General features: G+C 57.8%; 18 protein-coding genes and 1 riboswitch. Of the genes, 12 read left to right on the forward strand and 6 right to left on the reverse strand.

The genetic code is table 11. The features are described 5' to 3' along the window. Window positions 1-33 precede the first annotated feature (33 nt). Window positions 34-786, forward strand: coding sequence for an acetolactate decarboxylase (gene budA / locus ABD982_RS06375; protein ID WP_251379820.1), 753 nt, complete (start codon window positions 34-36; stop codon window positions 784-786). Window positions 787-882: 96 nt separating this feature from the next. Here the strand turns inward: budA and ABD982_RS06380 are convergent, their stop codons facing one another. Next, entirely contained in the window at window positions 883-4,068 is a 3,186-nt protein-coding gene (locus ABD982_RS06380; RefSeq protein WP_345445790.1) for a bifunctional [glutamine synthetase] adenylyltransferase/[glutamine synthetase]-adenylyl-L-tyrosine phosphorylase, read from the reverse strand. A gap of 92 nt (window positions 4,069-4,160) precedes the next feature. Further along, entirely contained in the window at window positions 4,161-5,501 is a 1,341-nt protein-coding gene (glnA, locus tag ABD982_RS06385; protein WP_345445677.1) for a type I glutamate--ammonia ligase, read from the reverse strand. A gap of 203 nt (window positions 5,502-5,704) precedes the next feature. Here glnA and panB point away from each other — a divergent pair, with 203 nt between their 5' ends. After that, window positions 5,705-6,589, forward strand: coding sequence for a 3-methyl-2-oxobutanoate hydroxymethyltransferase (gene panB / locus ABD982_RS06390; protein WP_345445679.1), 885 nt, complete (start codon window positions 5,705-5,707; stop codon window positions 6,587-6,589). A 46-nt stretch (window positions 6,590-6,635) separates the two neighbouring features. Here panB and ABD982_RS06395 read toward each other — a convergent pair whose 3' ends face one another. Continuing rightward, window positions 6,636-6,839 carry an SPOR domain-containing protein gene (locus ABD982_RS06395; protein ID WP_345445681.1) on the reverse strand — a complete coding sequence of 68 codons (204 nt, stop codon included), beginning with the start codon at window positions 6,837-6,839 and terminating at the stop codon, window positions 6,636-6,638. Window positions 6,840-7,039: 200 nt separating this feature from the next. Here ABD982_RS06395 and map point away from each other — a divergent pair, with 200 nt between their 5' ends. The 7 genes from map to glgX all read left to right on the forward strand — a co-directional run bounded on the left by map (window position 7,040) and on the right by glgX (window position 18,271). After that, window positions 7,040-7,945 carry a type I methionyl aminopeptidase gene (map, locus tag ABD982_RS06400; protein ID WP_251380158.1) on the forward strand — a complete coding sequence of 302 codons (906 nt, stop codon included), beginning with the start codon at window positions 7,040-7,042 and terminating at the stop codon, window positions 7,943-7,945. Window positions 7,946-7,986: 41 nt separating this feature from the next. Beyond that, window positions 7,987-8,823 (forward strand): polyphosphate--glucose phosphotransferase, encoded by an 837-nt coding sequence (ppgK, locus tag ABD982_RS06405; RefSeq protein ID WP_251379815.1) that lies wholly within the window; start codon window positions 7,987-7,989, stop codon window positions 8,821-8,823. A gap of 228 nt (window positions 8,824-9,051) precedes the next feature. Then, entirely contained in the window at window positions 9,052-11,457 is a 2,406-nt protein-coding gene (locus ABD982_RS06410; RefSeq protein ID WP_345445684.1) for a glycogen/starch/alpha-glucan phosphorylase, read from the forward strand. Between the two features lie 40 nt (window positions 11,458-11,497). Then, window positions 11,498-13,633: a 1,4-alpha-glucan branching protein GlgB gene (glgB, locus tag ABD982_RS06415; RefSeq protein WP_345445686.1), complete on the forward strand. Its 2,136-nt coding sequence runs from the start codon at window positions 11,498-11,500 to the stop codon at window positions 13,631-13,633. Further along, window positions 13,630-14,928: a glucose-1-phosphate adenylyltransferase gene (gene glgC, locus ABD982_RS06420; RefSeq protein ID WP_345445688.1), complete on the forward strand. Its 1,299-nt coding sequence runs from the start codon at window positions 13,630-13,632 to the stop codon at window positions 14,926-14,928. The genes glgB and glgC overlap by 4 nt, the downstream gene beginning before the upstream one ends. 8 nt (window positions 14,929-14,936) lie before the next feature. Beyond that, the gene (gene glgA / locus ABD982_RS06425) at window positions 14,937-16,403 is read left to right on the forward strand and encodes a glycogen synthase GlgA (RefSeq protein ID WP_345445690.1); all 1,467 of its coding nucleotides are present in this window, start codon (window positions 14,937-14,939) and stop codon (window positions 16,401-16,403) included. Continuing rightward, the gene (gene glgX / locus ABD982_RS06430) at window positions 16,400-18,271 is read left to right on the forward strand and encodes a glycogen debranching protein GlgX (protein WP_345445692.1); all 1,872 of its coding nucleotides are present in this window, start codon (window positions 16,400-16,402) and stop codon (window positions 18,269-18,271) included. The genes glgA and glgX overlap by 4 nt, the downstream gene beginning before the upstream one ends. Before the next feature lie 87 nt (window positions 18,272-18,358). On the opposite strand, the gene nrdR is transcribed toward glgX, so the two are convergent. Both nrdR and hisD read right to left on the reverse strand, forming a co-directional pair. Continuing rightward, entirely contained in the window at window positions 18,359-18,835 is a 477-nt protein-coding gene (gene nrdR, locus ABD982_RS06435; protein WP_251379809.1) for a transcriptional regulator NrdR, read from the reverse strand. Beyond that, the gene (gene hisD, locus ABD982_RS06440; RefSeq protein WP_345445792.1) at window positions 18,835-20,154 is read right to left on the reverse strand and encodes a histidinol dehydrogenase; all 1,320 of its coding nucleotides are present in this window, start codon (window positions 20,152-20,154) and stop codon (window positions 18,835-18,837) included. Before hisD ends, nrdR begins: the two co-directional genes overlap by 1 nt. 178 nt (window positions 20,155-20,332) lie before the next feature. After that, a riboswitch (TPP riboswitch) is annotated at window positions 20,333-20,429 on the forward strand. Between hisD and thiM the strand changes: the two genes are divergently transcribed. The 3 genes from thiM to ABD982_RS06455 all read left to right on the forward strand — a co-directional run bounded on the left by thiM (window position 20,419) and on the right by ABD982_RS06455 (window position 23,359). Next, window positions 20,419-21,231, forward strand: coding sequence for a hydroxyethylthiazole kinase (thiM, locus tag ABD982_RS06445; RefSeq protein WP_345445694.1), 813 nt, complete (start codon window positions 20,419-20,421; stop codon window positions 21,229-21,231). (Overlaps the previous riboswitch by 11 nt.) Further along, window positions 21,231-21,866, forward strand: coding sequence for a thiamine phosphate synthase (thiE, locus tag ABD982_RS06450; RefSeq protein ID WP_345445696.1), 636 nt, complete (start codon window positions 21,231-21,233; stop codon window positions 21,864-21,866). Before thiM ends, thiE begins: the two co-directional genes overlap by 1 nt. After that, window positions 21,863-23,359 carry a bifunctional hydroxymethylpyrimidine kinase/phosphomethylpyrimidine kinase gene (locus ABD982_RS06455; protein WP_345445698.1) on the forward strand — a complete coding sequence of 499 codons (1,497 nt, stop codon included), beginning with the start codon at window positions 21,863-21,865 and terminating at the stop codon, window positions 23,357-23,359. The genes thiE and ABD982_RS06455 overlap by 4 nt, the downstream gene beginning before the upstream one ends. A 226-nt stretch (window positions 23,360-23,585) precedes the next feature. On the opposite strand, the gene ABD982_RS06460 is transcribed toward ABD982_RS06455, so the two are convergent. After that, window positions 23,586-24,596 (reverse strand): acyl-CoA thioesterase, encoded by a 1,011-nt coding sequence (locus tag ABD982_RS06460; RefSeq protein WP_345445700.1) that lies wholly within the window; start codon window positions 24,594-24,596, stop codon window positions 23,586-23,588. Window positions 24,597-24,960 lie beyond the last annotated feature (364 nt).

Below are 24,960 nucleotides of genomic sequence, written 5' to 3' on the forward strand. Positions count from 1 at the left end.
TAGTTACCACTCCCACCGAAAGAAGAGAATACCGTGGCTTACTCCCCCACCCAGCTCAACGGCGAAACCGTTTACCGCAATGAGGTCTTCCAGACCGGGCTGATGTCCCAGCTGCTTGACGGGATCTACGATGGCGAAATGACCATCGGTGAACTCCTGGGCCACGGTAACTTTGGTGTGGGCACCTTCAACGGGCTGGACGGCGAGATGGTGGTGCTAGACGGTAACTGCTACCAGATGCGCCACGACGGTAGCGTAGAACCAGCTAGTCTGGATCAGAAGACACCCTTTGCCGTAGTGATGAATTTTGTACCCACCATCCGCAGAGGCTTGCCTAACAACATCATTCGTACATCGGCTTCTCAGGTTCTTGACGACTTCACGGTCTCAAAGAATTACATGTACGCCATTAAAATTGTGGGCGACTTCGAATGGGTCCGCACACGCACCGTGCAGAAGCAGGAAAAGCCCTACCCCAAGATGGTAGACGCCACCGAGAATGATGACATCGTGCAATTTGACCGGGTACGAGGAACCATTGTTGGCTTCCGTACGCCCATCTATGAGCAAGGAATCGGGGTGCCCGGCTGCCACGCCCATTTTATTGATGACGACCATGAGCGCGGCGGGCACGTCATCGACTTCAAACTGGATAACGCCTACGTTGAAATCTGTATCGGCACCGATCTAAGCCTGCACCTGCCACTGACTGCAGAGTTCTCAGCAGCTGATCTTTCACCCGAAGACCTTGCCGAGCAGATCTCTAAGGCTGAAAAACACGCATAGCAAAGAATGCCCCGCACAAAAACCACGTCAGCGAAAGCTTGTTACAAAGGAAGCACTGATGACCGCAGAGATTAAAGCCCTATCACCATCACACCGCTAAGGCGTGGCGGGATAAAACAGCCTCTCGTAAACCGCCCGAGCCTGGCGGGTGGTCCGTAGATAATCTTCCTCTAAATCACGGGCACTATGCGGCGGGTAGCCGCACCAGCGGGCAATCGCTTCAAGGTCTGAACGCACCGTGGTGAGGGTGTCCGTTGCTCGGCCGGTGCGCAACACATTGAGACCGCGAATCTTGGTCGCCAGCTCCCAGGCAGTGCGCAACACCTCAGCGTCTTCAGCCGACACCAAACCAGCCTCCACCATCGCCATCAAAGCAGTGATAGTGCCGGTGGTTTGCAGTTCGGGGTGGCAGTGAGCGTGCTGAAGTTGCAAAAGCTGCACCAGCCACTCAACGTCCGTCAGACCACCGCGGCCCAGCTTAAGGTGGCGGTTCTTATCAGCCCCACGCGGCATACGCTCGGTTTCAACGCGGGCTTTCATGCGGCGAATCTCCGTTACTTTGGCTGCATCAAAGGACGCAGGGTAGCGGTAGGGCGCGATGAGCTGGACGAAGGCCTGCCCCACGCGCTCGCTGCCGGCGATAGGCCGTGCCCGCAAGAGTGCCTGGAACTCCCAGGTATCAGCCCAACGCTCGTAGTATTCGCGGTAGGACTCCAGCGAGCGCGCCATGGCTCCCTGTTTGCCCTCGGGGCGGAGGTCAGCATCAATTTCCAGGACCTTCTCAGCACGTATCGCTGGGGTGCAGGGTTGTTTGAGAAGGGCCACCATTCGGGTCACCAGTTCAACTGCCTGGGTTTGTGCCTTCCTCTCGTCAATGCCCTGCCGGGGCTGGTGCACATACATCAGGTCAGCATCTGAACCGTAGCCGATTTCGGCGCCACCCTGCCGACCCATCGCGATGACAGCCACATCGGTCAGCTGTTCGGTTCCTGCGTTGACCAGTTCCCGCTCTGCCAGGGTCAGGGCTGCTTGAATAGCGGCACGGTCAATGTCGGCTAGCCCACGGGCCACCTGATGAATATCGTTGAGCCCCAGCGCTTCACCCATAGCTATGCGCAGTATTTCGCGGCGGCGCGCCATACGAACCGCACGAATGGCTTCGCTGACCTGGGTGTGGCGAGTGAGCTGTGAGGTCATTTCACCGCTGATGGCCTCTGCTGATCTGGGCTTGAGGTCATCCTTTTTGTCCAACCAGGCGATGGGCTCTGGAGTGTCTTCTAGCAGGTCGGTAATGAACCGGGAGCTGGACAGCAGGGCGCAGAGCCGTTCAGCTGCGGCCGGTGAGTCACGGAGCATACGCAGGTACCAGGGGGTGCCGCCCAGAGATTCGCTGACTCGACGGAACCCCAAAAGCCCGGCGTCCGGGTCTACCCCAGCAGCAAACCAGCCCAGCAACACCGGCATGAGGGTGCGCTGAATTTCGGCTGAACGACGTAGTCCCTTGGTCAGTGCCTCAATATGGGTCATAGCCCGCTTGGGGTCCTTGTAGCCCAGTGCGGCCAGGCGGTCGGCAGCTGCCTGGGGGCTGAGGGCGACCTCGTCCGTCGACAGGTTGGCAACGGCTGCCAACAGGGGACGGAAGAAGAGACGTTCGTGCAGACCCTTGACGGTGCGCTTGATGCTCTGCCAGTTTTTGAGCATCTTCTCTTCAGTCAGGTTGCCCACGGCTACCGGTGAGCTGAGGCTACGCGCCAGCACTCGCCGGTCGCTCTCCTTAGCGGGCATGAGGTGGGTGCGTCGCATGTAAAGCAACTGGATGCGATGCTCCATAACGCGCAGGGCGGCGTAGGTTTCTGCGAAGTCGTGGCCGTCTGTGCGGCTGATGTAGCTGGCACGTGCCAGTGCCGCGATGGAGTCTGTGGTGGTTTGGGTGCGAACGGTTTCATCGGTCCGCCCGTGCACCAGTTGCAGCAACTGCACGGTGAATTCGACGTCACGTAATCCACCGGGTCCTAGTTTGATTTGCCGGTCAACTTCAGCTGCGGGAATGTTATCGGTGACTCTCCCGCGCATGCTCTGCACCGATTGCACAAAGGATTCTCTTCCGGCAGATTCCCAGACAAAAGGGCGCATCGCGCGAGCCCAACGAACGCCTAGCTCGGGGGTGCCAGCGATGGGACGGGCCTTGAGCAGCGCCTGGAACTCCCAGTTTTCTGCCCATCTCTTGTAGTAGCTCACGTACGACTCCACGGTGCGTACCAGCGCGCCGTCCTTACCTTCAGGGCGTAAGTTGGCGTCTACCTCCCAAAGCGCGGGTTCTGGGGCCGGTGCCATAATGGCTTTGGTCAGCGCCTGGACCAGTTCCGAGCCGATGGTGGTCATCTCATTTTCGGTCAGGGGCTTGAAATTCTCTGGCAGGTCGCTCAGCGGCGCATGAGCCACGGTGTAGACCACATCAACATCTGAAATGTAGTTGAGTTCCCTAGCCCCGCATTTACCCATACCAATAATTGCTAGCTCAACGGCGGCAACGGTTTGGGGCCCGCGACTTTCAGCAACTTCAGCTCGAGCAATCGCCAGTGCTGCTTCGAGGGCAGCTGCGGCCAAATCTGCCAGGTTTCTGCCCACGGTGGGCATGAGCTGTTCTGGTGCGTAGGCGGTCAGGTCAGCAATGGCGAGGGCGGTCAGATGGCGTCTATAAGCGGACCTGAGGGCGATGTAGGCGTCCTTGCCGGTTAGCTGGGCGACCGGGGTTGCTGCCTCGGGGTCAGCGCCAACAGCCTGTAACAGGCGATTTCTATGAACCGTATTCAGGGGTGCGATGGGGGTCAGGAACTCACCGTCAGTTTCAGGTAGCAGGGATGGCGGCACTTCAGCCGCTTCAAAGCCTACAGTCTCAAGAATCTCGGATGATGACAGCAGGAGGTCTGTGTGCTCTGGGCGGCGGACCAGAAATTCACCCAGTGCCTCTGATCCTCCCAGTAACCGGTACAGCGGAGCGGCCTCAGCTCCCTGATTAGCCAGAGAAACTACCTCTGGGGCGCGCTCGATGAGTCGTACCAAGGCGGGGAGAGCGATATCGGGTGAGGGAGAAAGGCGCAGCCCCTCAAAGAGTTTTTGTTGGTTCACTGTTTCTAGTTCCCGGCACCTGAGCCAGCGTTCACTCTTCCCAGCATCGTAGAAACCTACTGAGGTCATTTCACGCAAGAGGCGTAGGTGCGCCTTGCGTTCTTGGTCAGCCCGGCGGGCTGCTTCTTCAGGTGTTTCTGCTGCTTCTGGCATCTTCGGGGTGGTCACCGGTACTGGACTCCTTGGGGCCGGGCTGCTGAGGTTAAAGGGGAGGTGCAGCCCGGGCAGGGCTGCGCCGGGCGGGGTTAGAGAATCCCCAGGTTGTTTTTGAGTTCGTAGGGGGTGACTTCAGCGCGGAAGGCGTTCCAGTCCTGTCGTTTGTTGCGCAAGAACTGTTCGAAGACCCGCTCACCGAGGGTTTCGGCCATGAACTCAGATTCTTCGGTGTGCAGGATGGCATCGTGTAGGGAGGTGGGTAAGGCGTGGTAGCCCATGGCACGGCGCTCAGCGCTTGTCATTGCGGCGATGTCCTCGGTCACTGCACCGCCTAGCTCGTATTCGTTCTCGATACCCCTCAAACCTGCGGAAAGAATGACGGCGTAGGCGAGGTAGGGGTTAGCGGCAGAATCGATACCGCGGTACTCCATACGCGCTGACTGCATCTTGTTGGGCTTGTAGAGGGGCACACGCACCAGGGCCGAGCGGTTATTGTGACCCCAGGAGACGTAGGAAGGAGCTTCGCCGCCACCCCAGAGACGCTTGTAGGAGTTCACAAACTGGTTGGTGACCGAGGTGAACTCAGGGGCGTGCTTGAGGACGCCGGCGATGAAGTGCTTGGCGGTGCGGGAGAGCTGGAATTCGGCCCCTGCCTCAAAGAAAGCGTTGGTGTCGCCCTCAAAGAGGGAGAAGTGGGTGTGCATACCCGAGCCTGCGTGTTCGGTGAAGGGCTTGGGCATGAAAGTGGCGTAAATTCTCTGGGACAGCGCTACTTCTTTGATGACGGTGCGGAAGCTCATGATGTTATCGGCGGTTTGCAAAGCATCGGCATGGCGCAGGTCAATTTCGTTTTGCCCAGGCCCGGTTTCGTGGTGGGAGAACTCCACCGAGATACCGATTTCTTCTAGGGTGGTTACTGCCTTACGGCGAAAGTCCTGCACCACACCGCCCGGGGTGTGGTCGAAGTAGCTTTCGGAGTCAACGGGTTCCGGGAAACCACTGGCACCCAGGTCCTTAGATTTGAGCAGGTAGAACTCAATTTCAGGGGAGGTGTAGCAAGTGAAGCCCATGCCAGCAGCTTTAGACAGCACATTCTTCAGCACACCGCGAGTATCTGAAGCGCTAGGTTCGCCATCCGGTGTGAGAATGTCGCAGAACATGCGGCTGGTGGGCTCATGATCGCCGCGCCAGGGCAAGACCTGGAAGGTAGAGGGGTCAGGTTGCAGAAGCATGTCGGACTCGTAGATACGGGACAGGCCCTCAATAGAAGAACCATCAAAGCCAATGCCCTCATCAAAGGCACTCTCGACCTCAGCAGGGGCGATAGCAACCGATTTGAGCTGCCCCACGACATCCGTAAACCACAGCCGAACGAACCTAACGTTGCGTTCTTCAATGGTGCGCAAAACAAACTCTTGCTGACGATCCATACACTGTCCTTTTTCTCGCGGACGGCAGCACCTAGCCACCGTGATACGGAAGATACATCCTGCCCTTAACTGTACGCCAGGGCATAGGCAACAGCGGCAAGGACCAGGGTGCCGTAACCTGCTTTAAACAAAACTTTCACCGTTCGAGATAATGCCCGAGGGTTAGGCTTGCACCCGGCGCAGGGGTCGATACAGTAGAGAGTATGTCTAACGAAGAAACCGCCCCTTACAGCGCCGGGGCTCCGGTAGCTGCCGCCACTACAGCAACCGAAGAGAGCAGCGTGCTAGCCGTTAAAAAAGTGCGCACTGTGCACCTGCAACAGGCCAAGGACGTCGGCGAAAAGTTTGCTATGCTCACCAGCTATGATGCTCTAACCGCCACTATTTTTGACGGGGCTGGCATCGATATTCTGCTGATCGGTGACTCAGCGGGCAATAACGTGCTGGGGCATGAATCGACCCTCACCATCACCGTTGATGAAATGATTCCGCTGGTCAAGGCGGTCTCCACCGCCGCTCAGCGCGCTATGGTGGTAGCGGATCTTCCCTTTGGCTCCTACGAGCAAAGCCCGGCTCAGGCGGTCGCCACCGCGGTTCGCTTTATGAAAGAGGGTGGGGCGCACGCCATCAAGATGGAAGCGACCGCCCACCACGTGGATCATGTGCGAACCCTAGTAGCCGCCGGCGTCCCCGTGATGGCTCATATTGGTTTCACCCCCCAGTCTGAACATGCCCTGGGCGGCTTCCGCGTGCAGGGGCGCACCGGTGGGGATATCCTGCAGGAAACCGCGCTGGCTCTCGAAGAAGCGGGCGCTTTTTGTCTGCTGATGGAAATGACTCGCAGCGATGTTACAGCCTCCATCAACCGGGCGGTTCGCGTCCCCATCATCGGCATCGGCGCCGGTGCGGAGACATCCGGGCAGGTACTGGTCTGGCAGGACGCCTTCGGTCTGCGGGACGGCAAAATGGCACGCTTCGTCAAACAGTACGCCAATCTCTTTGAAACCCTCACCGACGGGGCTAAAGCTTACCGAACGGACGTGCGCTCAGGGGCCTACCCCGCCCCAGAACATCGCTTCGACAGCTAAATAGCAGGGCACGTCCAGCAGCGTCAAAGCGCCGCGTGACCCCAGGTTAGAACCAGCCATCCTTTTCGGCATCCAGTTCTTCGTTGCGCTTACGAGCGGACTCCATAGCGTTAGCAGCTTCTTCGCGAGTGTTGAAAGGGCCCCATAGATCTTTAACCGGGGATTGCTGGCCTTCTTCTACCTGCCCAGTTTTGAGGTTGTAGTAGAACTCTGTGGCGTGGGGACCGGGGGTGAGACCGTCGAGCGGCATTGCTCCTCCTAAAAGTAATCGGTGCTTGCGTGAGCGAGCTTACCCTAGCAGTCTACTCCCCCGGTAAGTCAACCAGCCAGGGGCGAACCACTGTCCAGACCGGTATCGCTGGGTCAAGATGGCAAAAAATACAGTTTCTGCACACGCGTCGGGCGGACGCTGATGGGCAGGTGGTGCGGCTGGCGACTACCATAGAAACCATGTCGACTATCACTTCCTCCCACAATCTACCTGCTGAGCCCGGTAAAGCTCCGGTCGGCGCACTCACCCCAGGTGTTGTTGCCCCCCAGCGCCCGGTGCCAGCACATATCATCCGCCCCGAATACGTGGGTAAGGCTGAAGCCAACGAGGGTCAAGGCTCTAACTTCTACACCCCCGAAGAGGTTGAGCTGGTACGTGCAGCTGGCAAAATTGCTGCCGGTGCTATCGTGGAGGCTAAAAAAATTGCCGTCCCCGGCACCACCACCAACGAGATTGACGTACTGGTGCACGAATACATCTGCGATCACGGCGCCTACCCCTCTACTGTGGATTACCGCGGTTTCACCAAAAGCGTCTGCACCTCTCTCAATGAGGTCATCTGCCACGGTATTCCTGACTCCACCGTGCTAGAGGACGGGGATATCCTCAACCTGGACGTCACCGCCTACCTGAACGATATGCACGGCGACACCAACCGCACCCTGTTGGTGGGCACCGTTGACGAGGAATCCCGCCTACTGGTGGAACGCACCGAAGAGGCTTTGAACCGCGCTATGAAGGCGGTTAAGCCTGGCCGCGAAATCAACATTATTGGCCGCGTCATTGAGAAGTACGCCGCCCGTTTCGGTTACGGTGTAGTGCGAGACTTCACCGGCCACGGGGTGGGCCGCGAGTTCCATTCCGGGCTCATCATCCCCCACTACGACGCCGCCCCCGCCTACAACACCGTCATTGAAGAGGGTATGATCTTCACCATCGAACCCATGCTTACCCTCGGCACCATCGAATGGGACATGTGGGAGGACGACTGGACCGTGGTGACCCGTGACCGTAAGCGTTCAGCTCAGTTCGAGCACACCATGGTCGTCACCTCAGATGGCGTAGACATCCTCACCCTCCCCTAATAGCTAGACCTTTATCAAAAAACCCGCCCCAAGGAGCGCTCATGAGCGAGACAATCACCGCTGAAATCCCTGCACCAAAACCCAACGACCTGGCCATCGGCATCGATATTGGTGGCACCGGCATGAAGGGCGGTGTGGTAGACACCCGTACCGGCAACCTGGTGGGCGAACGCTTCCGCATTCCCACCCCGCAACCCGCCACCCCTGAGGCTTGTGCGACTGTGGTACGCGAAATCGTGGACGAGTTGCAGGGCAGGGAGCTAGCTCCTGCACCCGATTCAGCAATCGGCATTGATTTCCCAGCCGTGGTGAAGAACGGCGTAACCCTCTCAGCGGCCAACGTTGATGAGACCTGGATCGGTGCTGACCTTGAGGGCATTATGAGCGCCGCGCTGGATGGGCGTAAGGTGTACGCCCTCAATGATGCGGACGCCGCTGGTCTGGCTGAGGCTATCTACGGCCAGGGCCGAGACAAGCCCGGGCTGATTGCTGTTATCACGCTGGGCACCGGGATTGGCTCAGCGCTCATTATCAATGGCCAGCTGGTGCCCAACACCGAGCTGGGTCACCTGGAAATCGATGGGCATGACGCTGAAACCCAGGCGTCCGCCCGCGCTCGTGAAACTCACGAACTGTCGTGGATGAAGTACGGCAAGCGTCTGCGCCGCTACTTCACCCACGTAGAAATGCTCTTCACCCCCGACCTCTTCATCATCGGTGGCGGTATCTCGAAGAATCCCGAGAAGTTTCTGCCCTATTTCGAAGAAGATGTTCGCACGCCTATCGTCATGGCCGAGTTGCGTAACAACGCTGGAATCGTCGGTGCTGCGGTGTGGGCAGCGGGCATGCCGTCCGAGCAAGAACGCCGCGCAGCCTAGAGCACACCCTACCGGTTCCGCCTTAATTCCACCCCCGCCGTTCACCCGTTAATGGCGGGGGTGATTTATACCACATATGTTGCCATAAAAGTAACTCGGGTCACAAGAACGACACATGAATGGCATAAACCAACAATTTTCACCTTCAATCACAGTAAAAAAAGCAACAATGGCGCGTCTCGGTGAAATGCCTTGTGAATATGAAATTCGTAGAAATAGAATAAATGTATGACAGAACACACAAGCCCAGAAACATCAGTAGCTAGTTTCCGCTCATCACTCTTAAAGCACCTCCAGTTCACTGCAGGTAAAGACCCCAAGCATTCGACTGTTTTCGACTGGAGAATTGCTCTTTCGCACACTCTGCGAGATCATGCGGTAGACCCCTGGTTTGCATCAACTCGACGCACCTGGGACGAAGACCGCAAGCGCGTCTACTACCTCTCCATGGAATTCCTCATCGGTCGCCTCACCGAAGACCTTGCCATTAACCTGGGTCTGCGCGATATTGCCGCTGAGGCCCTCGAGAGTTTGGGGGTCGACTTCGAGACCGTTGCCAGCGAAGAGCCGGATGCCGCTCTGGGTAATGGTGGTCTGGGCCGCTTGGCAGCCTGTTACCTTGAGTCCATGGCAACCGTGGGCTGTCCCGCCTACGGCTATGGTCTGCGCTACGAACACGGTCTATTTGAGCAGAGCTTCAAGGACGGTCGCCAGCAGGAAAACCCCGAAAACTGGCTTGCCCACGGCAACCCCTGGGACTATGCTCGCCCCGAAACGGTCTACGGTGTTGGCTTCGGCGGTGATGTCTACGAAGAAAATGGTGTTCTGCGCTGGCAGCCCGGCACCCACGTCCAGGCTCAGGCTTTTGACAGCCCCGTGGTGGGCTACGGCGGCAAGTGGGCTAACACTCTCCGCCTCTGGGCAGCTACCCCTAATGCTGACCTCTTTGACCTGGGCAGGTTCAACTCCGGTGACTTCGCAGCAGCCGCAGAACCTGAAGCTCTGGCTCGTAGTCTCAGCCGAGTGCTCTACCCCAATGACACCACCGATGGCGGTAAGCAGCTTCGCCTCTCCCAGGAATACTTCCTTACCTCAGCATCCGTGCAGGACATCGTGCGCCGCCACCTGGTGAACCACGACTCGCTGGAAAACTTGGATGCCCACGTCGCTATTCAGATGAACGATACTCACCCCGCTATTGCCGGGCCGGAGCTTATTCGTATTCTGGTTGATGAACACGGCTTTGACTTCGACCGGGCAACCGACCTGTCCACCCTCGTGCTGGGCTACACCAACCACACCCTGCTGCCTGAGGCGCTAGAACGCTGGACGGTGGGCCTCATGCGCAATGTGCTCCCGCGCCACCTTCAGATCATCGAGCGTCTGGACCAAAAATTTGTTGAGCTGCAGGCAGGTTCACACCACCCAGCACGCCTGATTTCAGGCGACCAAGTGAATATGGGCGATCTTGCCTTCACCACCAGCCACCGTGTCAATGGTGTCTCAGCGCTACACACTGAACTGGTGAGGACCGAGCTCTTCCCGGCTCACGATGCCCTCCACCCCGATCGCATCGTCAACATCACCAACGGCATCACTCCCCGCCGCTGGCTCAAACTGGCTAACCCCGCACTTGCTGACCTCATCACCAAGACCATCGGTGAAGGCTGGGAAACCGACCTTGATCGTCTGCGCGAACTTGAAGCTCATGCCGATGACCCCGCTTTCCTGAACGCTTTCGCCCAGACCAAGCTGGCTGCTAAAGAACGCTTCTCGCAGTGGCTAAAGGAAGAGCACGACCTGGATCTACCCACCAATGCTCTGGTTGATTCACAGGTCAAGCGCATGCACGAGTACAAGCGTCAGCTGCTGAACATCCTCTGGACCATCGCTCATTACCAGCGCATTAAGAGGGATCCCAACGCAGGCTGGGTGCCCCGCGTCAAGATCTTTGCAGGCAAGGCAGCGCCCAGCTACCACACCGCCAAAGACATCATTAAGTTGATTAACGACGTGGCAGAGGTTGTCAATAACGACCCCGAAACTCAGCACCTGCTGCGCATTGTCTTCCCTCCTAACTACAACGTCACCATGGCTGAGAAGTTGATTCCTGCCTCGGATCTCTCCGAGCAAATCTCAACCGCCGGCATGGAAGCCTCCGGTACCGGCAACATGAAGTTTGCGCTTAACGGTGCATTAACTATCGGTACACTCGACGGCGCTAACGTTGAGATACGTGAGCATGTCGGTGCAGATAATTTCTTCCTCTTCGGTCTCACTACCGAAGAAGTAGCCCAGCGACGAAGCCAGCGGGGGCACTCGCGTGCAGCCATTGAGAAGAGCCAGGCTCTTCAAGACATCCTGCAGGCAGTTGCAGAAGGCACCTTCAGCCCTGATGAGCCCTATAGGTTTGGTCAGCTTGTTGACAACATGTGGAACAGCGACTGGTTCCTCGTTGCGTCAGATTTTGATGACTATGACCGCGCTCAGCAAGAGGTTGAAGAAGCTTACCGCGACACAGCCCGCTGGAACCGTATGGCCGTGCTGAACATAGCCCGCATGGGGTATTTCAGTTCGGACCGGTCGGTACGCGAATACATGACCGAAGTCTGGGGAGTTGAATCAGCCCTTTAGGCTGCATCCTTAAGACCTTAAGGAGACTGGAGAAATAATCATGGCAATCACCCACGAAGAAGCCCGCGTCCTCGCTGCAGGAACACACCGGGACCCGTTCAAGGTTCTGGGACCAAGCGAGGATGGCACCGAAATTGTGGCGCTTCTTCCCGGCGCTCATCGAGTGTGGGCCGTCAACGCAACGGACCAGCGAGAACTGGTGCAGCGCTGGGGTGATGTGCCCGTCTTTGTGGGTGAGTCACTCCCCTACTACCGCCTGCGCATTGAATGGAATGGCGGATATGTTGAGGAGAAAGAGGACCCTTATCGGTTCACCCCGGTTATAGGTTCCCTCGATGAACATCTCATCAGTGAGGGCCGCCATGAGTCTCTCTGGCAGGTGCTTGGTGCCCACCCCATGCAACACGAAAATGTACCGGGTGTACATTTCGCCGTGTGGGCGCCGAATGCTAGCCGCGTTTCTGTGGTGGGCGATTTCAACGTGTGGAATGGCATTGCCCATCCCATGCGTCTGCGAGGCTCCAGCGGTATTTGGGAGCTCTTCATTCCTGGTCTCACCGAGGGGGAAACCTACAAGTACGAGATCCTCACAGCCGAGGGCGAGCTCATGCCTCTCAAAGCTGACCCGGTGGGGTTTGGCTCAGAAATGCCTCCTGCGAACGCCTCGGTGGTGCGCGCTCTTGGCAAGCACTCCTGGCAGGATGGCGCTTGGCTGAAAAAACGTGCTGAGGTGGACGCACTGACCACCCCGGTAAGCGTCTATGAGGTTCACCTCGGCTCGTGGCGGCGTGAAGGATGGCATGATCTAATCGACTACGTCGCTGATCTTGGCTTTACCCACATCGAGGTTTTACCTATCACTGAACACCCCTTTGACGGTTCCTGGGGTTATCAGCCCATCGGCATGTACGCTCCCACCATTCGCTACGGTCTGCCCGAGGATTTTCAGGCTTTCGTTGATCGGGCTCATCAAAAGGGCATCGGGGTTATTGCCGACTGGGTGCCGGGGCACTTCCCTACCGACGCCCACGGGCTAGGCTACTTTGACGGGACCGCACTCTATGAGCACCAGAACCCGCAAGAAGGTTTCCACCCCGACTGGAACACCCTCATCTATAACTATGGCCGCCCGGAGGTGGCCGGTCACCTACGGTCTAACGCGCTCTACTGGTTGCAGGAATTTCACTTGGACGGTCTGCGCGTCGACGCCGTTGCCTCTATCATTCACCGCAACTATTCACGCAAGGATGGCGAGTGGGTGCCCAATAAGGACGGCGGGCCCGAGAACTACGAAGCCATCGAATTCTTGAAAACCACCAACGACGCCATTGAGCGCACCGTTGAAGGTGCCATGATGATCGCTGAGGAATCCACCACCTTCCCCGGAGTCACCCGCGCAACCGAGCACGGTGGCCTGGGTTTTGACTTCAAATGGAACCTTGGCTGGATGAATGACTCACTGCGCTACTTTGGGCTAGACCCGATTTACCGTAAGTATCACTCTGATTTGTTGACCTTTGGCATCACTTACATCTTTAGTGAACGTTTCATGCTACCCATTAGCCACGACGAGGTTGTGCACGGCAAGGGTTCCCTCTACGGGCGGATGCCCGGGGATCACGCAGCCAAGCTGGGTAATCTCAAAGCCTTCCTGGCCTACATGTGGGCCTACCCCGGCAAGAAGCTTCTCTTCATGGGGCAAGAATTTGGCCAGCCCAGTGAGTGGAACTACGAAAGCGAACTTGACTGGCACGTCCTAGAAGACAAGGGTCACGCCGGCGTCCTGTCGTTGGTACGAGACCTCAATAGCCTATACCGGCAACAACCTGCCCTACACCGCAGCGACTCTGACCCTCACGGCTTTCAGTGGCTACTGGTCGATGCCGTCGATGAGCAGGTCTACGCCTGGCTGAGACGCGGCTGGGCGGGTGACCGGCACGTAGTGGTAGTCATGAACCTAAACCCGATTGAACGCGATGGCTACCGCGTGCCCTTCCCGCTGGCCGGTCGCTGGATTGAAGCCCTCAATACCGATGCTGCCCACTACCACGGCGGAAATCGTGGCCACGGTGGTGCTATTGAAACCGAACCTGTGCCTATGGGTAACGAAGCCCAGTCAGCCCTCCTCAAACTTCCACCCTTGTCAGTCATCTATTTTGTAGAGGAACAATCATGATTCATCTCAGCTCAACCACCACTCAAAGGGACAGCACCCACCGACTATCGAATCAAGCTATGGCTTTTGTCCTCGCAGGCGGCCGTGGTAGCCGCCTCGAAGAGCTCACTGACCGCAGAGCTAAGCCAGCAGTTCACTTTGGTGGCAAGGCCCGAATTATCGACTTTCCCCTTTCGAATGCCTACAACTCAGGTATTCGTAAGATTGCTGTAGCAACCCAGTACAAGGCACACTCTCTCATCCGCCACCTGCAGCGTGGCTGGAGCTTCTTCCGCGCAGAACGCAACGAGTACCTCGATATTCTGCCCGCCAGCCAGCGCGTGTCAGAACACCAGTGGTACATGGGCACTGCCGACGCCATCTACCAGAACATTGACATCGTTGATGACTACCAGGTGGAGTACATTGTAGTCCTAGCCGGCGATCACATTTACAAGATGGACTACGAAATCATGTTGCAGCACCACGTGGAGAAGGGCGCTGATGTAACTGTCGGCTGCCTGACCGTCGCACGTGATGAGGCAAGTGCCTTTGGTGTTATGGCCGTTGATGAGAACAGCCAGATTGTCGACTTCCTCGAAAAGCCAGATGTCCCCCCGGCAAGCCCCGATAACCCCGATGAGTCCCTGGTCTCGATGGGCATCTACGTCTTTGACTGGTCCTACCTGAGGGAAATACTGATCGCTGATGCCGAGAACCCCGAGTCCTCTCACGATTTCGGGCACGATATTATTCCCCTGATTGTGAAGGACGGCGGTGCTTACGCCCACCGCTTCAGCGATTCTTGCGTCATGAGCGGTCTGGAAACCGAGCCCTACTGGCGAGATGTCGGTACCATTGATTCCTTCTGGCAGGCTAACCTTGACCTGACCTCAATGATTCCTCCCCTGGACTTCTACGATCGTTCATGGCCGATTTGGACTTACTCAGAGCTCACTCCTCCCGCTAAGTTTGTTCACAACCAGGAGGGGCGAGTTGGTCAGGCCATTCAGTCCCTGATCGCCGGTGACTGCATCATTTCAGGTGCCACTGTTTCTAACTCGCTGCTCTACACCGGCACCCGCGTGCACTCGTACGCTCAGCTGGATCAGTCCGTGGTGCTTCCCAAGGTTGATATTGGCCGTTCAGCGCGTCTGACCCGTTGCGTGGTGGACAGTGACGTAACCATCCCTGAAGGTCTAGTAGTGGGTGAAGATCCAGAAGAGGACGCTAAGTGGTTCAGCGTGACCGCCACCGGGATAACTCTGATTACCCAGAAAATGATTGATCGCCGCTCAGCTGCACAAGAAGGGTAAATTTCCTCATGGCTCGTCGTATAAAACGCGTTCTATCGGTAGCATCTGAATGTGCACCTCTCATCAAAACTGGTGGTCTGGCAGATGTGGTGGGCGCTCTGCCTGCCGCGTTAGAACCGCTAGGTTGGAAAACCAAGGTACTGCTCCCCGCTTACCCCGGTCTGCTCCAAAAAATTGGACGCGGCACCCGCGTGTGGGGCGATGAAAACCTTTTCGGCGGCCCCGCTGCGGTGGTTCGCGGCAAGATTGATGGGCTTAACGTCCTGTTGCTGGATGCCCCGCACCTCTTTGACCGTGACGGCGGGCCCTACTCCGCTCACGGTCACGACTTCCACGATAACCACGTGCGTTTCGCGGCTCTCAGCTGGGTGGGCGCCCAGATTGCTCTGCACGGAACCAAGGATAAGTGGAAGCCCGATCTGGTGCATGCCCATGACTGGCAGGCAGGTTTGGTTCCTTCTTACCTGCGCTATGCCGGTTCTCAGATACCGACCGTGATGACCGTGCACAACATCGCATTCCAGGGCATCGTGGGTGCCGACCAGCTAGACTACCTGCGTCTGCCCTCCTGGGATTTCACACCTGAATCCCTGGAATACCACGGGCTGCTATCCACCCTTAAGGCGGGTATGGTGCATGCCTCCCGTCTTACCACGGTGAGCCCCAGCTATGCCCAAGAGCTGACCGAGGCTCACTTCGGTTTTGGTCTTGAAGGGGTCGTCAAGGCTCGCCGGGACCGCGGTGAACTAGCAGGCTTTATTAACGGTGTTGACGTCTCGGTCTGGGACCCGGCAACCGACCCCGAGGTTGTGCCCTACTCAGCTCTAGATACTTCTGGAAAAGCTGAAAACCGTCAGCGCCTACTGCAAGAATTCAGTCTGGCTGAACCCACTGGCCCTCTCGCCGTTGTGGTGACCCGCTTGACTTATCAGAAGGGCATTGATCTGATGGTTGAAGCACTACCGGGCTTTTTGGAGCGCGGTGGAGCTGTAGCGATTCTGGGCTCTGGCGACGCTGATTATGAGGCTGCGCTCGGCGATCTAGCTGCCCGCTACCCGGGCCAGGTAGGCCTGCGCATTGGTTACGACGAGGCTCTGAGCCACCGACTGTACGCCGGTGGCGATATCGTACTGGTTCCTTCACGGTTCGAGCCTAGCGGTCTGACGCAGCTTTACGGCATGCGCTACGGTACTATACCGGTTGTCGCCGCCACCGGTGGGCTCCGTGATACCGTCTGCGATGCTACCCCCGAGAATCTGGCTGCAGGCATTGCCACCGGCTTTACTTTCGGGGACGCTTACCTGGGCGGAACCATCGATGCCGGAGGGCTCAGTTTCGCTCTCGGCCGTGCCATAGATCTCTACGGTGATGCCGAGGCGTGGTCTCAGCTACGCCACACCGCGATGAACGCACCTGTTGGCTGGGAGCAGTCGGCTACACAGTATGCAGCAATGTTTGATAATCTCATTGAATGAAAATAGAGGTTTGGGCACCAGAAGCCACGAATGTTTGGTTTTGTCTTTTCGATGAAAACGATTGCGAAACTCGGCATGAACTAACTCGCCGTGACGGCGAATATTGGATCGGCGATATTGCCGGTGTGCACGCAGGTGACCGATACGGTCTTCGTGCCACCGGCAATAACCAAAACTTCAACCCTGAAAAAATTCTCATTGATCCCTGGGCACAGGAACTTGAAGCCCCTTTATACTGGGACCCGATGATGGCGGGGCGCGCTGTTGGCGACAGCGCACCGGTTGTACCGAAGTGTGTGGTACCGGCTGCACCTGATACCACCTTTGACCCCACCAGCAACCGCCCGCATCATTCCTGGGCGGATGTGGTGATTCTTGAGGCCCACGTTAAAGGCCTGACACAAAAGCACCCAGGTATCCCTGACCAGATTCGAGGCTCCTACGCAGCTCTGGGCCATCCCGCCGTGCTCGACTATCTCAAAGGTCTGGGCGTCAATGCGTTGGAGCTACTGCCCGTTCAAGCCTTCTTAGATGACCAGCACATCACTGAGCGCGGCCTCACCAACTACTGGGGCTACCAGCCCATCGGTTTTTCAGCACTAGAACCCCGTTATGCCTCCGGAGATAAAACCGGGGCGCACGCCGATATTGAATTCAGGCAGGCTGTGCACGCTCTACACGAGAACGGCATCGAGGTCATTTTGGATGTGGTGTTCAATCACAGCGGTGAGGGTGACCAGGGCGGCCCTACCCTTTCAATGCGCGGCCTCAACGACCACCACTACTATATGCGCAACGCCGATAGGTCTTATGCTAATCACAGCGGCACCGGTAATACCCTAGCTGTCCGTAGCCCCCACGTCCTGCGGCTTGTGCTCGATTCTTTGCGTCATTTTGCCCAGCGCTACGGTGTGGACGGTTTCCGCTTCGACCTAGCCAGCACTTTGGGGCGTTCCCACACCGGTTTTAACTATCGTTCAGCCTTCTTCCAAGCAATCTCACAAGACCCTGTTCTCAGACATCTCAAGATCATCGCTGAGCCCTGGGATATTGGCCGAGGGGGCTACCAGCTGGGCCAGTTCCCGCACCCCTGGCGCGAATGGAACGACACCTTCAGAGATGGCGTGCGCCAGGCTTGGCGAGGTGATGCCGAGGGTATGGCCAAGCTTGCCTCGGCACTGCTGGGCAGCGCCGAGCGCTTTGACCACAGCAGCAGGCCCGCTAGTGCGTCCATCAACTTCATTACAGCCCACGACGGCTTCACCCTCCATGATGTGGTGAGCTACTCCCTGCGGCACAATGAAGCTAACGGTGAGGACAATAGGGACGGTCACGGCGAAAACTTTAGCGATAACTGCGGCGTCGAAGGTCCCAGCGATGATCCCCACATTACCCTGGTGAGAAAACGTCGTATCAAAGCTATGCTGGCAACTCTAATGTTCTCTCAGGGAGTGCCCATGCTACTGGCCGGCGATGAGCTGGGGAACACCCAGTGGGGCAATAACAACGCCTACTGCCAGGATAACGACATCACCTGGCTTGATTGGGAATCTGCGGACAAGGAGCTATCGGCTTACGTGGCAGAGCTCATCACGTTGCGCCGCCGTTTCCCCCAGCTGCACCAGCAAGAATTTTTGCACGGAGATGAAGCGCTCTGGTGGCGAGCCGACGGGCACCATACACAGGACCACGACTGGCATGACCCTGCCTTCAGGTGCTTCCAACTGCAGCTAGAAGGTCTCTTGTTAGTCTTCAATACAGGTGGTGACGTGGATCTTCAGCTACCCCCGCACCCCGAAGGTAGGCAGTGGAACCTTGAGTTTGCTTCCGATGAGGGCCTGCCCCAGTCAGTACGGCTGTATAGCTAAATGCTAAGAGGCAGTGCCCACCAGGGTACTGCCTCTCATCATTTTGGGTCTAAGCACCCCACACCTGCGGGTGCGACTGTCACTGACTTAGATGAGGGTTGGCTGCTCGCCCTCCTCAGCCCCACTGTTACGCAAGTCTGCGATAGCTCGCTCAAAATCAGCCAGGGATTCAAAGGCCTGGTAAACGCTGGCGAAGCGAAGATAGGCTACGGTGTCCAGACGTGAAAGCGGCTCCAGGATGCTCAGGCCCACTTCGTGGGCATCAATTTCTGCCAGACCTTTAGCACGAATGGACTCTTCAACTTCCTGGGCCAGCTTAGCCAGGTCGTCCTCCCCGACAGGGCGCCCCTGACAAGCTTTACGCACACCGGAGATAATTTTTCCTCGGTTGAAAGGCTCGGTCACCCCGGATCGCTTGATGACCGCAACGGCGGTAGTTTCTACGGTGGTGAAACGTTTACCGCACTCGGTGCACTGGCGGCGGCGGCGGATAGCGCCGCCGTCATCGGTTGTACGGGAGTCAACAACGCGGGAATCGGTGTGACGGCAGAAGGGGCAGTACATTAGTTGCCTTTCGTGCGTGCGGTAATGGCCTCACCATGGGCGGGCAAATCTTCGTCTTCAGCGACAGCGACAATAGCGTCACCGATTTCTGCTAGAGCTTCTTCAGAGTACTCAATCAGCTGCACCGCTTTCATGAAGACGGTGGTATTCAAACCTGAGGCAAATGCGGCCGACCCACCGGTGGGAAGCACGTGGTTAGAACCAGCAGCGTAATCCCCCAGAGGCACAGGCGAAAAACCGCCGATAAAAATAGCGCCAGCATTACGGACGCGGGCAGCGACGGCCGCGGCGTCCTCAGTGTGAATTTCAAGGTGCTCAGCGGCATAGGCGTCTGCCACAGCAATGGACTGATCCAGTGAGTTGGTGAGAATAATGCCGGACTGGGGGCCCGACAGGGCGGTGGCGACACGCTCGGCGTGTTTGGTGGAAGCCGCGCGAGAGGTGATGGCCTCGGTGACTGCCTTAGCTAGAGCCGAGCTGTGGGTAATCAAAATTGACCCGGCGTTAGGGTCATGCTCAGCCTGGGAAATGAGGTCAGCCGCTACGTAGTCTGGGGTGGCGGTGTCATCCGCAATGACCGCGATTTCGGTGGTTCCGGCTTCGCCATCCACGCCTACCACGCCCTGCAGAGCTCGTTTTGCCATGGCGACGAAGATGTTACCGGGGCCGGTGATGGTGTCGACCGGCTCTAGGGTTTCACCGTCGTCATCAATACCGTAGGCCATAGCGGCCAGCGCCTGGGCGCCGCCGATAGCCCAGACCTCGGTGACCCCCAAGAGGCCGGCTGCCGCCAGGATGGTGGGGTGGGGCAGACCGCCGAATTCTTTTTGGGGCGGGGTGCACAGCACCAGGGAGCCAACATCAGCCGCCTGTGCGGGCACAGTGTTCATGATGACGGATGAGGGGTAAACGGCCAGACCGCCGGGCACGTAGACGCCAGCACGGCGTACGGGCGTCCAGCGGTTGGTGAGCTTAGCGCCGGGGGCTACTTCGATAGTTTTATCGTCAGGACGCTGGGCGGCCGCAAAGGCGCGGGTGCGGGCGATGGCGATTTCAAGACCCTCACGCACCGCAGGGTCTAAGGCGGCAACCGCACCGTCAATGGAGGACTGGGGCACGCGCAAGGCGCCCTGGGTTACGCCGTCAAAACGCTGTGAGAGCTCGCGCAGGTAGGGGGCGCCGTCGGCGCGTACCCTGGCGATGATGTCTTCGACGGTGGCGAGAGCGTTGCCCACATAGTCACTGGTTTGGCGAGGAACAATCTGGCGCAACTCCTTATAGGAATGGCTGGTGCCGCGCAGGTCGATGGTGCGCAGCATTGGGGCTGCCGGGCTCTGGGTGCTATCGATAGTGCTCACACCTCTATTTTATAGGGGGCGTCAAATACCAGCATCCATGACAGGCATAACTCAGCGGGTTCGGTTGAATAACATTTTAATCCGCTGAGCAACGTAACTAGCAATGTAACTACGGGCACATTTCACCTGCTACCATGGTGAGTACCACTCGGGGTGCGCCGTCTCTGGCGCTGAGATTGAACCCGTTGAACCTGCTCTAGTTAGTATTAGCGAAGGGAATGTGTGATGACTCCATCCAGCATGCCAATTGAGATCATTAACCGTACTGTCCGGGCTCGCAACCCTCTGGTGCACTGTCTGACCAACTCGGTAGTTCAGGAAATTTCAGCCAATGTTCTTCTGGCAGTGGGCGCCTCCCCCGCGATGGTGAGCCACCCCGAGGAATCAGGCCAATTCGCAGCAGTGGCAGATGCCCTGCTCATTAACATGGGCAATCCAGACCCCTACTATGTGGAGTCCATGCGTAGCGCCGTCAAAGTAGCGACTGCACACGGTACACCCTGGGTGCTTGACCCGGTAGCTGTCGGCGGATTGACGGTTCGTACTGAACTATCCGTCGAGTTACTTACCTCCAAACCCACCGTTATTCGCGGCAACCCCTCAGAAATTCTCAACCTTCACGCTGCTTTCACCCAGCAAGAGCGCTCCGGAGGCCGAGGAGTTGACTCCACCGATTCTGGTGAAGCGGCCCTGGATGCGGCGATAGCCCTAGCTCGCGAAACCGGCCGGGTGGTTGCCCTCTCAGGGGCCACCGATATCATTGTCTCCACCCATCGAATCACCCGTGTTAGCGGCGGCAGTGCCTTCATGCCTTTAGTAATCGGCACAGGCTGCTCCCTGGGTGCCGTCGTCGCTGCGTACTTGGCAGCCTGGGATGACGCCCACGAAGCCGCGGCCGCCGCTCACGCCATCTTCGCTACGGCTGCCGAATACGCTCACCCCCTTGCAAAAGGTCCGGGAACGTTTCGTGAGGCATGGCTCGATGGGCTTCACCTTGCTGAAGGGTGCACCGCCAGCTGTGAAACCGAGGTGCTCTAATGAAAGGTAACTACGGCCTATACCTGGTCACGGATTCTGGCATGGCTGGCGGGTGGCAGAAGGTAGCCGGAGTGGTTGCCGAAGCTATTGACGGTGGCGTGAATACCGTCCAGGTACGCGACAAAGAGCTCGACGATACAACCTTCTCTGCCCTCGTCGAGTCAATTCTTTCCGTCACCGAACCCGCAAAAGTTCCCCTCATCGTCAATGATCGGGTGGAGGTAGCTGCCCGCTTTAGCCTTGATGTGCACATCGGCCAGGGCGACATGCCCCTGGAGACCGCCCGTGAATTACTCGGTGCTGGGCCCCGAATCGGGCTGTCGGTGGGAACCCACGCCGAGCTCCGGGCAGCACTGAGTGGTAGCATTCGCCCCGACCTTATCGGGATGGGGCCGGTCTACGCTACCAACACCAAGAAGGATGCGGGGGCAGCGCTTGGCGTGAATACTTTGCAGGCGCTAGCGGCCGATGCCGCTGCATCAGGTATTTGTTCGGTCGCCATTGGCGGGCTCAATACCAGCAACATCGCTGAGGTCAGCAGGACGGGTGTTGCAGGTTGCTGCGTGGTATCTGCGATTATGGCGGCTACTGATCCAGCCGAGGCTGCCCGTTCTTTGAAGGAGTTGATGGCATGATAGCTCGTGTCCTTTCTATTGCCGGTACCGATCCCACGGGGGGCGCAGGTTTACAGGCTGATGTGAAGTCCATTGCTGCAGCCGGTGGCTACGGGATGGGGGTAGTAACCTCTCTGGTGGTGCAGAACACCCGTGGAGTCCAGCAGGTACATACCCCTGACCCGGATTTTTTGGAAGCCCAGCTACGGGCTGTCAGTGATGATGTAATTATTGATGCGGTCAAGGTCGGGATGATCGCCGACCAGGCCTCTGCTGCGGTGGTGGTGAACTGGCTACGCAACCTACCCTCCAATATCTCTGTGGTCGTTGACCCTGTGATGGTGGCAAGTTCGGGCCAGGCACTAGCTGACTCGGTATCCGCTGACCTGCTCACCTGCGCCACCGTGCTGACCCCAAACGTGGACGAACTGGCGGCCCTCGTGGGTAAACCGGCGGCGAGCAGCCGAGCTGAGCTGATTGCCCAGGCACAGGTTTTGGCAGAAAAGACCGGTGCCCTGGTGGTTGCCAAGGGCGGGCACCTGGCAGATGATGACCGGGGCAACACCCTGGTGAACGCCACCGGCGAACTTGCCCATGCTGCGTCCTGGTTTGTGGATACCACTGCCTCGCACGGCACCGGTTGTTCTCTGTCTTCTGCCTTGGCAACCCGGCTGGGTCTGGGTGAGAGCCCGCAGGTAGCTCTTGAATGGGCGACCTCCTGGGCGCATGAAGCTCTGCAATATGGTGAAGCTCAGGCGGTGGGAACAGGTAACGGACCCATCGACCACTTCCATCGGTTGCGCCGACAAGCTAAATCGGGTCTGCAGAACCCGGCTGTTCCTGACAAACGTAACCGGCACCAGCCCGTTGTGAAGGCCTCCGGTGAGCACACCCGGGAGCTCTGGGAATATGCTGGCGAATCTCTCGACCGTTTTGGGTCAGACGGCTTTATTTCCGCACTGATGCAGGGTACTTTGAGCGGGTCACAGTTCACGTTCTACATTGAACAAGATGACTACTACCTCAACATCTATGCTGCAGTTTTGGCGCGTCTTGCTGCTGCTGCTCAGTCGGCTGAGGAGCGCAGCTTCTGGGCGGAGTCAGTGACCGGTTGCATCGCGGTTGAACAGGGAATGCACGCCCAGTGGAATCTGGACCCCTCAACGGTACATCCCTCCCCTGCGACTCTGGCTTATACAGACTTTTTGCGGGCTGAGACTGGAAGCGACTACGTGGTTGCGGTCGCCGCGGTATTGCCCTGCTTCTGGCTGTATGCGCAGTTGGCGGCTTTCGTGCCTGATGCTATTCCGGAGGACCACCCTTATAAGGATTGGGTGGAGGCCTACAGGGATGAGGCCTTCCAGGCATCGACCGCTCGGGCAGTGCAGATTGCCGAGGGATTGCTGGCGGCAGCCTCTGATCATCAGCGGGCGGCGGCGCAGCAGGCTTTCTGGCGAGCTTGCCAGCTGGAGGCAGACTTCTTTGCCCAGGCTCTGTTGCTCGATACGCTCTAGGCCGTTCTCTCAGCCGGCCCGGAGCATAGCAACGTGTGAGCTCTTTAACAGACCCACACGGTACTCCGAGAACACACCCAGGGTCTACACCATAAAAAACCGCGGTAATAAGAACAATAGTTACCATTACAATGATTCAATCATCGCAACCACACCAGGCACAGCCTCAACCATAAATTTGATTGAGGCGTACACTCCCGCCAAGGTCCGGTCACCCCCTAGTCAGTTAGTCAGTAAACCTTACCTTGTGCTGGGTGGGGGCAACCAGAGGCATGGGCTCGTATTCAGCACGTAGCTCGCGCAGGCGCATGGCGTGCTGGCGCAGGGCACGGTCCTCATCGGTCTGCGGGGTGAAGGGGCGGGCAGGCAGCGCGTTGCCGTCATAATCTACCGCAACGTAGGTCATGGAGGCGTGGATAGCTAGGGGCAGTTCCTCGTTGCGTTCGCGCGGGTCACCGGCTCTCAGGTGTACCATGACGCCCATGGTTCGGGCGTCTGTCCGCACCAGACGGGCGGTTACCTCCACCAGATCCCCAATGTGCACCGGCCGGTAGAAGCGCACCCCGCCGGCATAAACAGCTACAGTTCGCTCCCCGCTCCATGCCATGGTCACGCTGGTGGCTGCCTCGTCGATCCACTCCATGGCGGTGCCGCCATGAACGTTGCCGCCCCAGTTAATGTCGGTGGGCTTGGCGAGAAAACGATGGGTAATTTCTGGCGCCGTGGAGTTTGAAGAATAGGTCTGCGCTATCATCTCGTCTTCAATAGCGTTGCGCAAATCAATGCGCGAAATGGCTGCCTGCTGCACCCGCTTCTCTTCATCGGTGACCGGCACATAGGGGGTTACCGGCTGGGACTTACGGTTCTCGTCCATAGCTACGAAGATCACCAGACAATCGCAAGCACGCGTGAAGAGACCGTCACGAGGGTCAGCCGAGAGCACTTCATTGACGATGTGCATGGTGGACCGGCCGGTGTAGACGATGCGCGAGCGCACCTCCACCATGTGCCCGGACGGGATGGGGCGGGTGAAGTGGATATGGCCAACGTAGGCGGTGACGCAGTAGGTGCCAGACCAGCCCACGGCACAGGCGTAGGCCGCCTTATCAATCCACTCCAGTACGCGGCCGCCGTGCACCCCCTGGGAACCTGCTGTCAGCACATCGGTGGGGGCTGCTAAAAAGCGCAGGGTGATGGAGGGCGAGGGGGTGGTAAGGCTGCTCTGGGTGCTGTTCACGATTGGTTCTACTTCTTTGTAGGTGGGTGTTGATTGTTCATTCTAAGGCTGTTCTGCCTGTTTCTTCGTGTATTGGGGATGGGGTTGGGAAAAACACCTCCTGGTTTGAGGTCATAAAGGGGACGCGGGTTGCTGGAATCCATGAGAAAACCTGCGTTGGCCCCTGAATCAAGAGCAGAATCTCATGTTTCCCTACAAGTGCTGAATCCGTCCCCAAAACAGCAAGAAAAACCGCTTTGACTAGTTTTTTACCGCAGCAACTCCACCTTTGAAGGCATTCATGAAAACAATCTCATTCCACTTTAATTTTCCTTTCATAATGCACTCATAGAGTTTTCTTAGGAAAACAAAAGGTGGGTACCAT

The organism is Rothia endophytica, assembly GCF_039543885.1.
GTDB classification, from domain to species: domain Bacteria; phylum Actinomycetota; class Actinomycetes; order Actinomycetales; family Micrococcaceae; genus Rothia; species Rothia endophytica.

Excerpts from the sequence above, each read along its gene's own strand:
- nrdR (WP_251379809.1), bottom strand. The coding sequence starts at position 18,835 with ATGTACTGCCCCTTCTGCCGTCACACCGATTCCCGCGTTGTTGACTCC.
- thiE (WP_345445696.1), top strand. The coding sequence starts at position 21,231 with ATGAAAGGTAACTACGGCCTATACCTGGTCACGGATTCTGGCATGGCT.
- ABD982_RS06410 (WP_345445684.1), top strand. The coding sequence starts at position 9,052 with ATGACAGAACACACAAGCCCAGAAACATCAGTAGCTAGTTTCCGCTCA.
- ABD982_RS06395 (WP_345445681.1), bottom strand. The coding sequence starts at position 6,839 with ATGCCGCTCGACGGTCTCACCCCCGGTCCCCACGCCACAGAGTTCTAC.
- ABD982_RS06380 (WP_345445790.1), bottom strand. The coding sequence starts at position 4,068 with ATGCCAGAAGCAGCAGAAACACCTGAAGAAGCAGCCCGCCGGGCTGAC.
- glgB (WP_345445686.1), top strand. The coding sequence starts at position 11,498 with ATGGCAATCACCCACGAAGAAGCCCGCGTCCTCGCTGCAGGAACACAC.
- glgA (WP_345445690.1), top strand. The coding sequence starts at position 14,937 with ATGGCTCGTCGTATAAAACGCGTTCTATCGGTAGCATCTGAATGTGCA.
- glgC (WP_345445688.1), top strand. The coding sequence starts at position 13,630 with ATGATTCATCTCAGCTCAACCACCACTCAAAGGGACAGCACCCACCGA.
- glgX (WP_345445692.1), top strand. The coding sequence starts at position 16,400 with ATGAAAATAGAGGTTTGGGCACCAGAAGCCACGAATGTTTGGTTTTGT.
- glnA (WP_345445677.1), bottom strand. The coding sequence starts at position 5,501 with ATGGATCGTCAGCAAGAGTTTGTTTTGCGCACCATTGAAGAACGCAAC.
- ABD982_RS06455 (WP_345445698.1), top strand. The coding sequence starts at position 21,863 with ATGATAGCTCGTGTCCTTTCTATTGCCGGTACCGATCCCACGGGGGGC.
- map (WP_251380158.1), top strand. The coding sequence starts at position 7,040 with ATGTCGACTATCACTTCCTCCCACAATCTACCTGCTGAGCCCGGTAAA.
- hisD (WP_345445792.1), bottom strand. The coding sequence starts at position 20,154 with ATGCTGCGCACCATCGACCTGCGCGGCACCAGCCATTCCTATAAGGAG.
- panB (WP_345445679.1), top strand. The coding sequence starts at position 5,705 with ATGTCTAACGAAGAAACCGCCCCTTACAGCGCCGGGGCTCCGGTAGCT.
- thiM (WP_345445694.1), top strand. The coding sequence starts at position 20,419 with ATGACTCCATCCAGCATGCCAATTGAGATCATTAACCGTACTGTCCGG.
- ppgK (WP_251379815.1), top strand. The coding sequence starts at position 7,987 with ATGAGCGAGACAATCACCGCTGAAATCCCTGCACCAAAACCCAACGAC.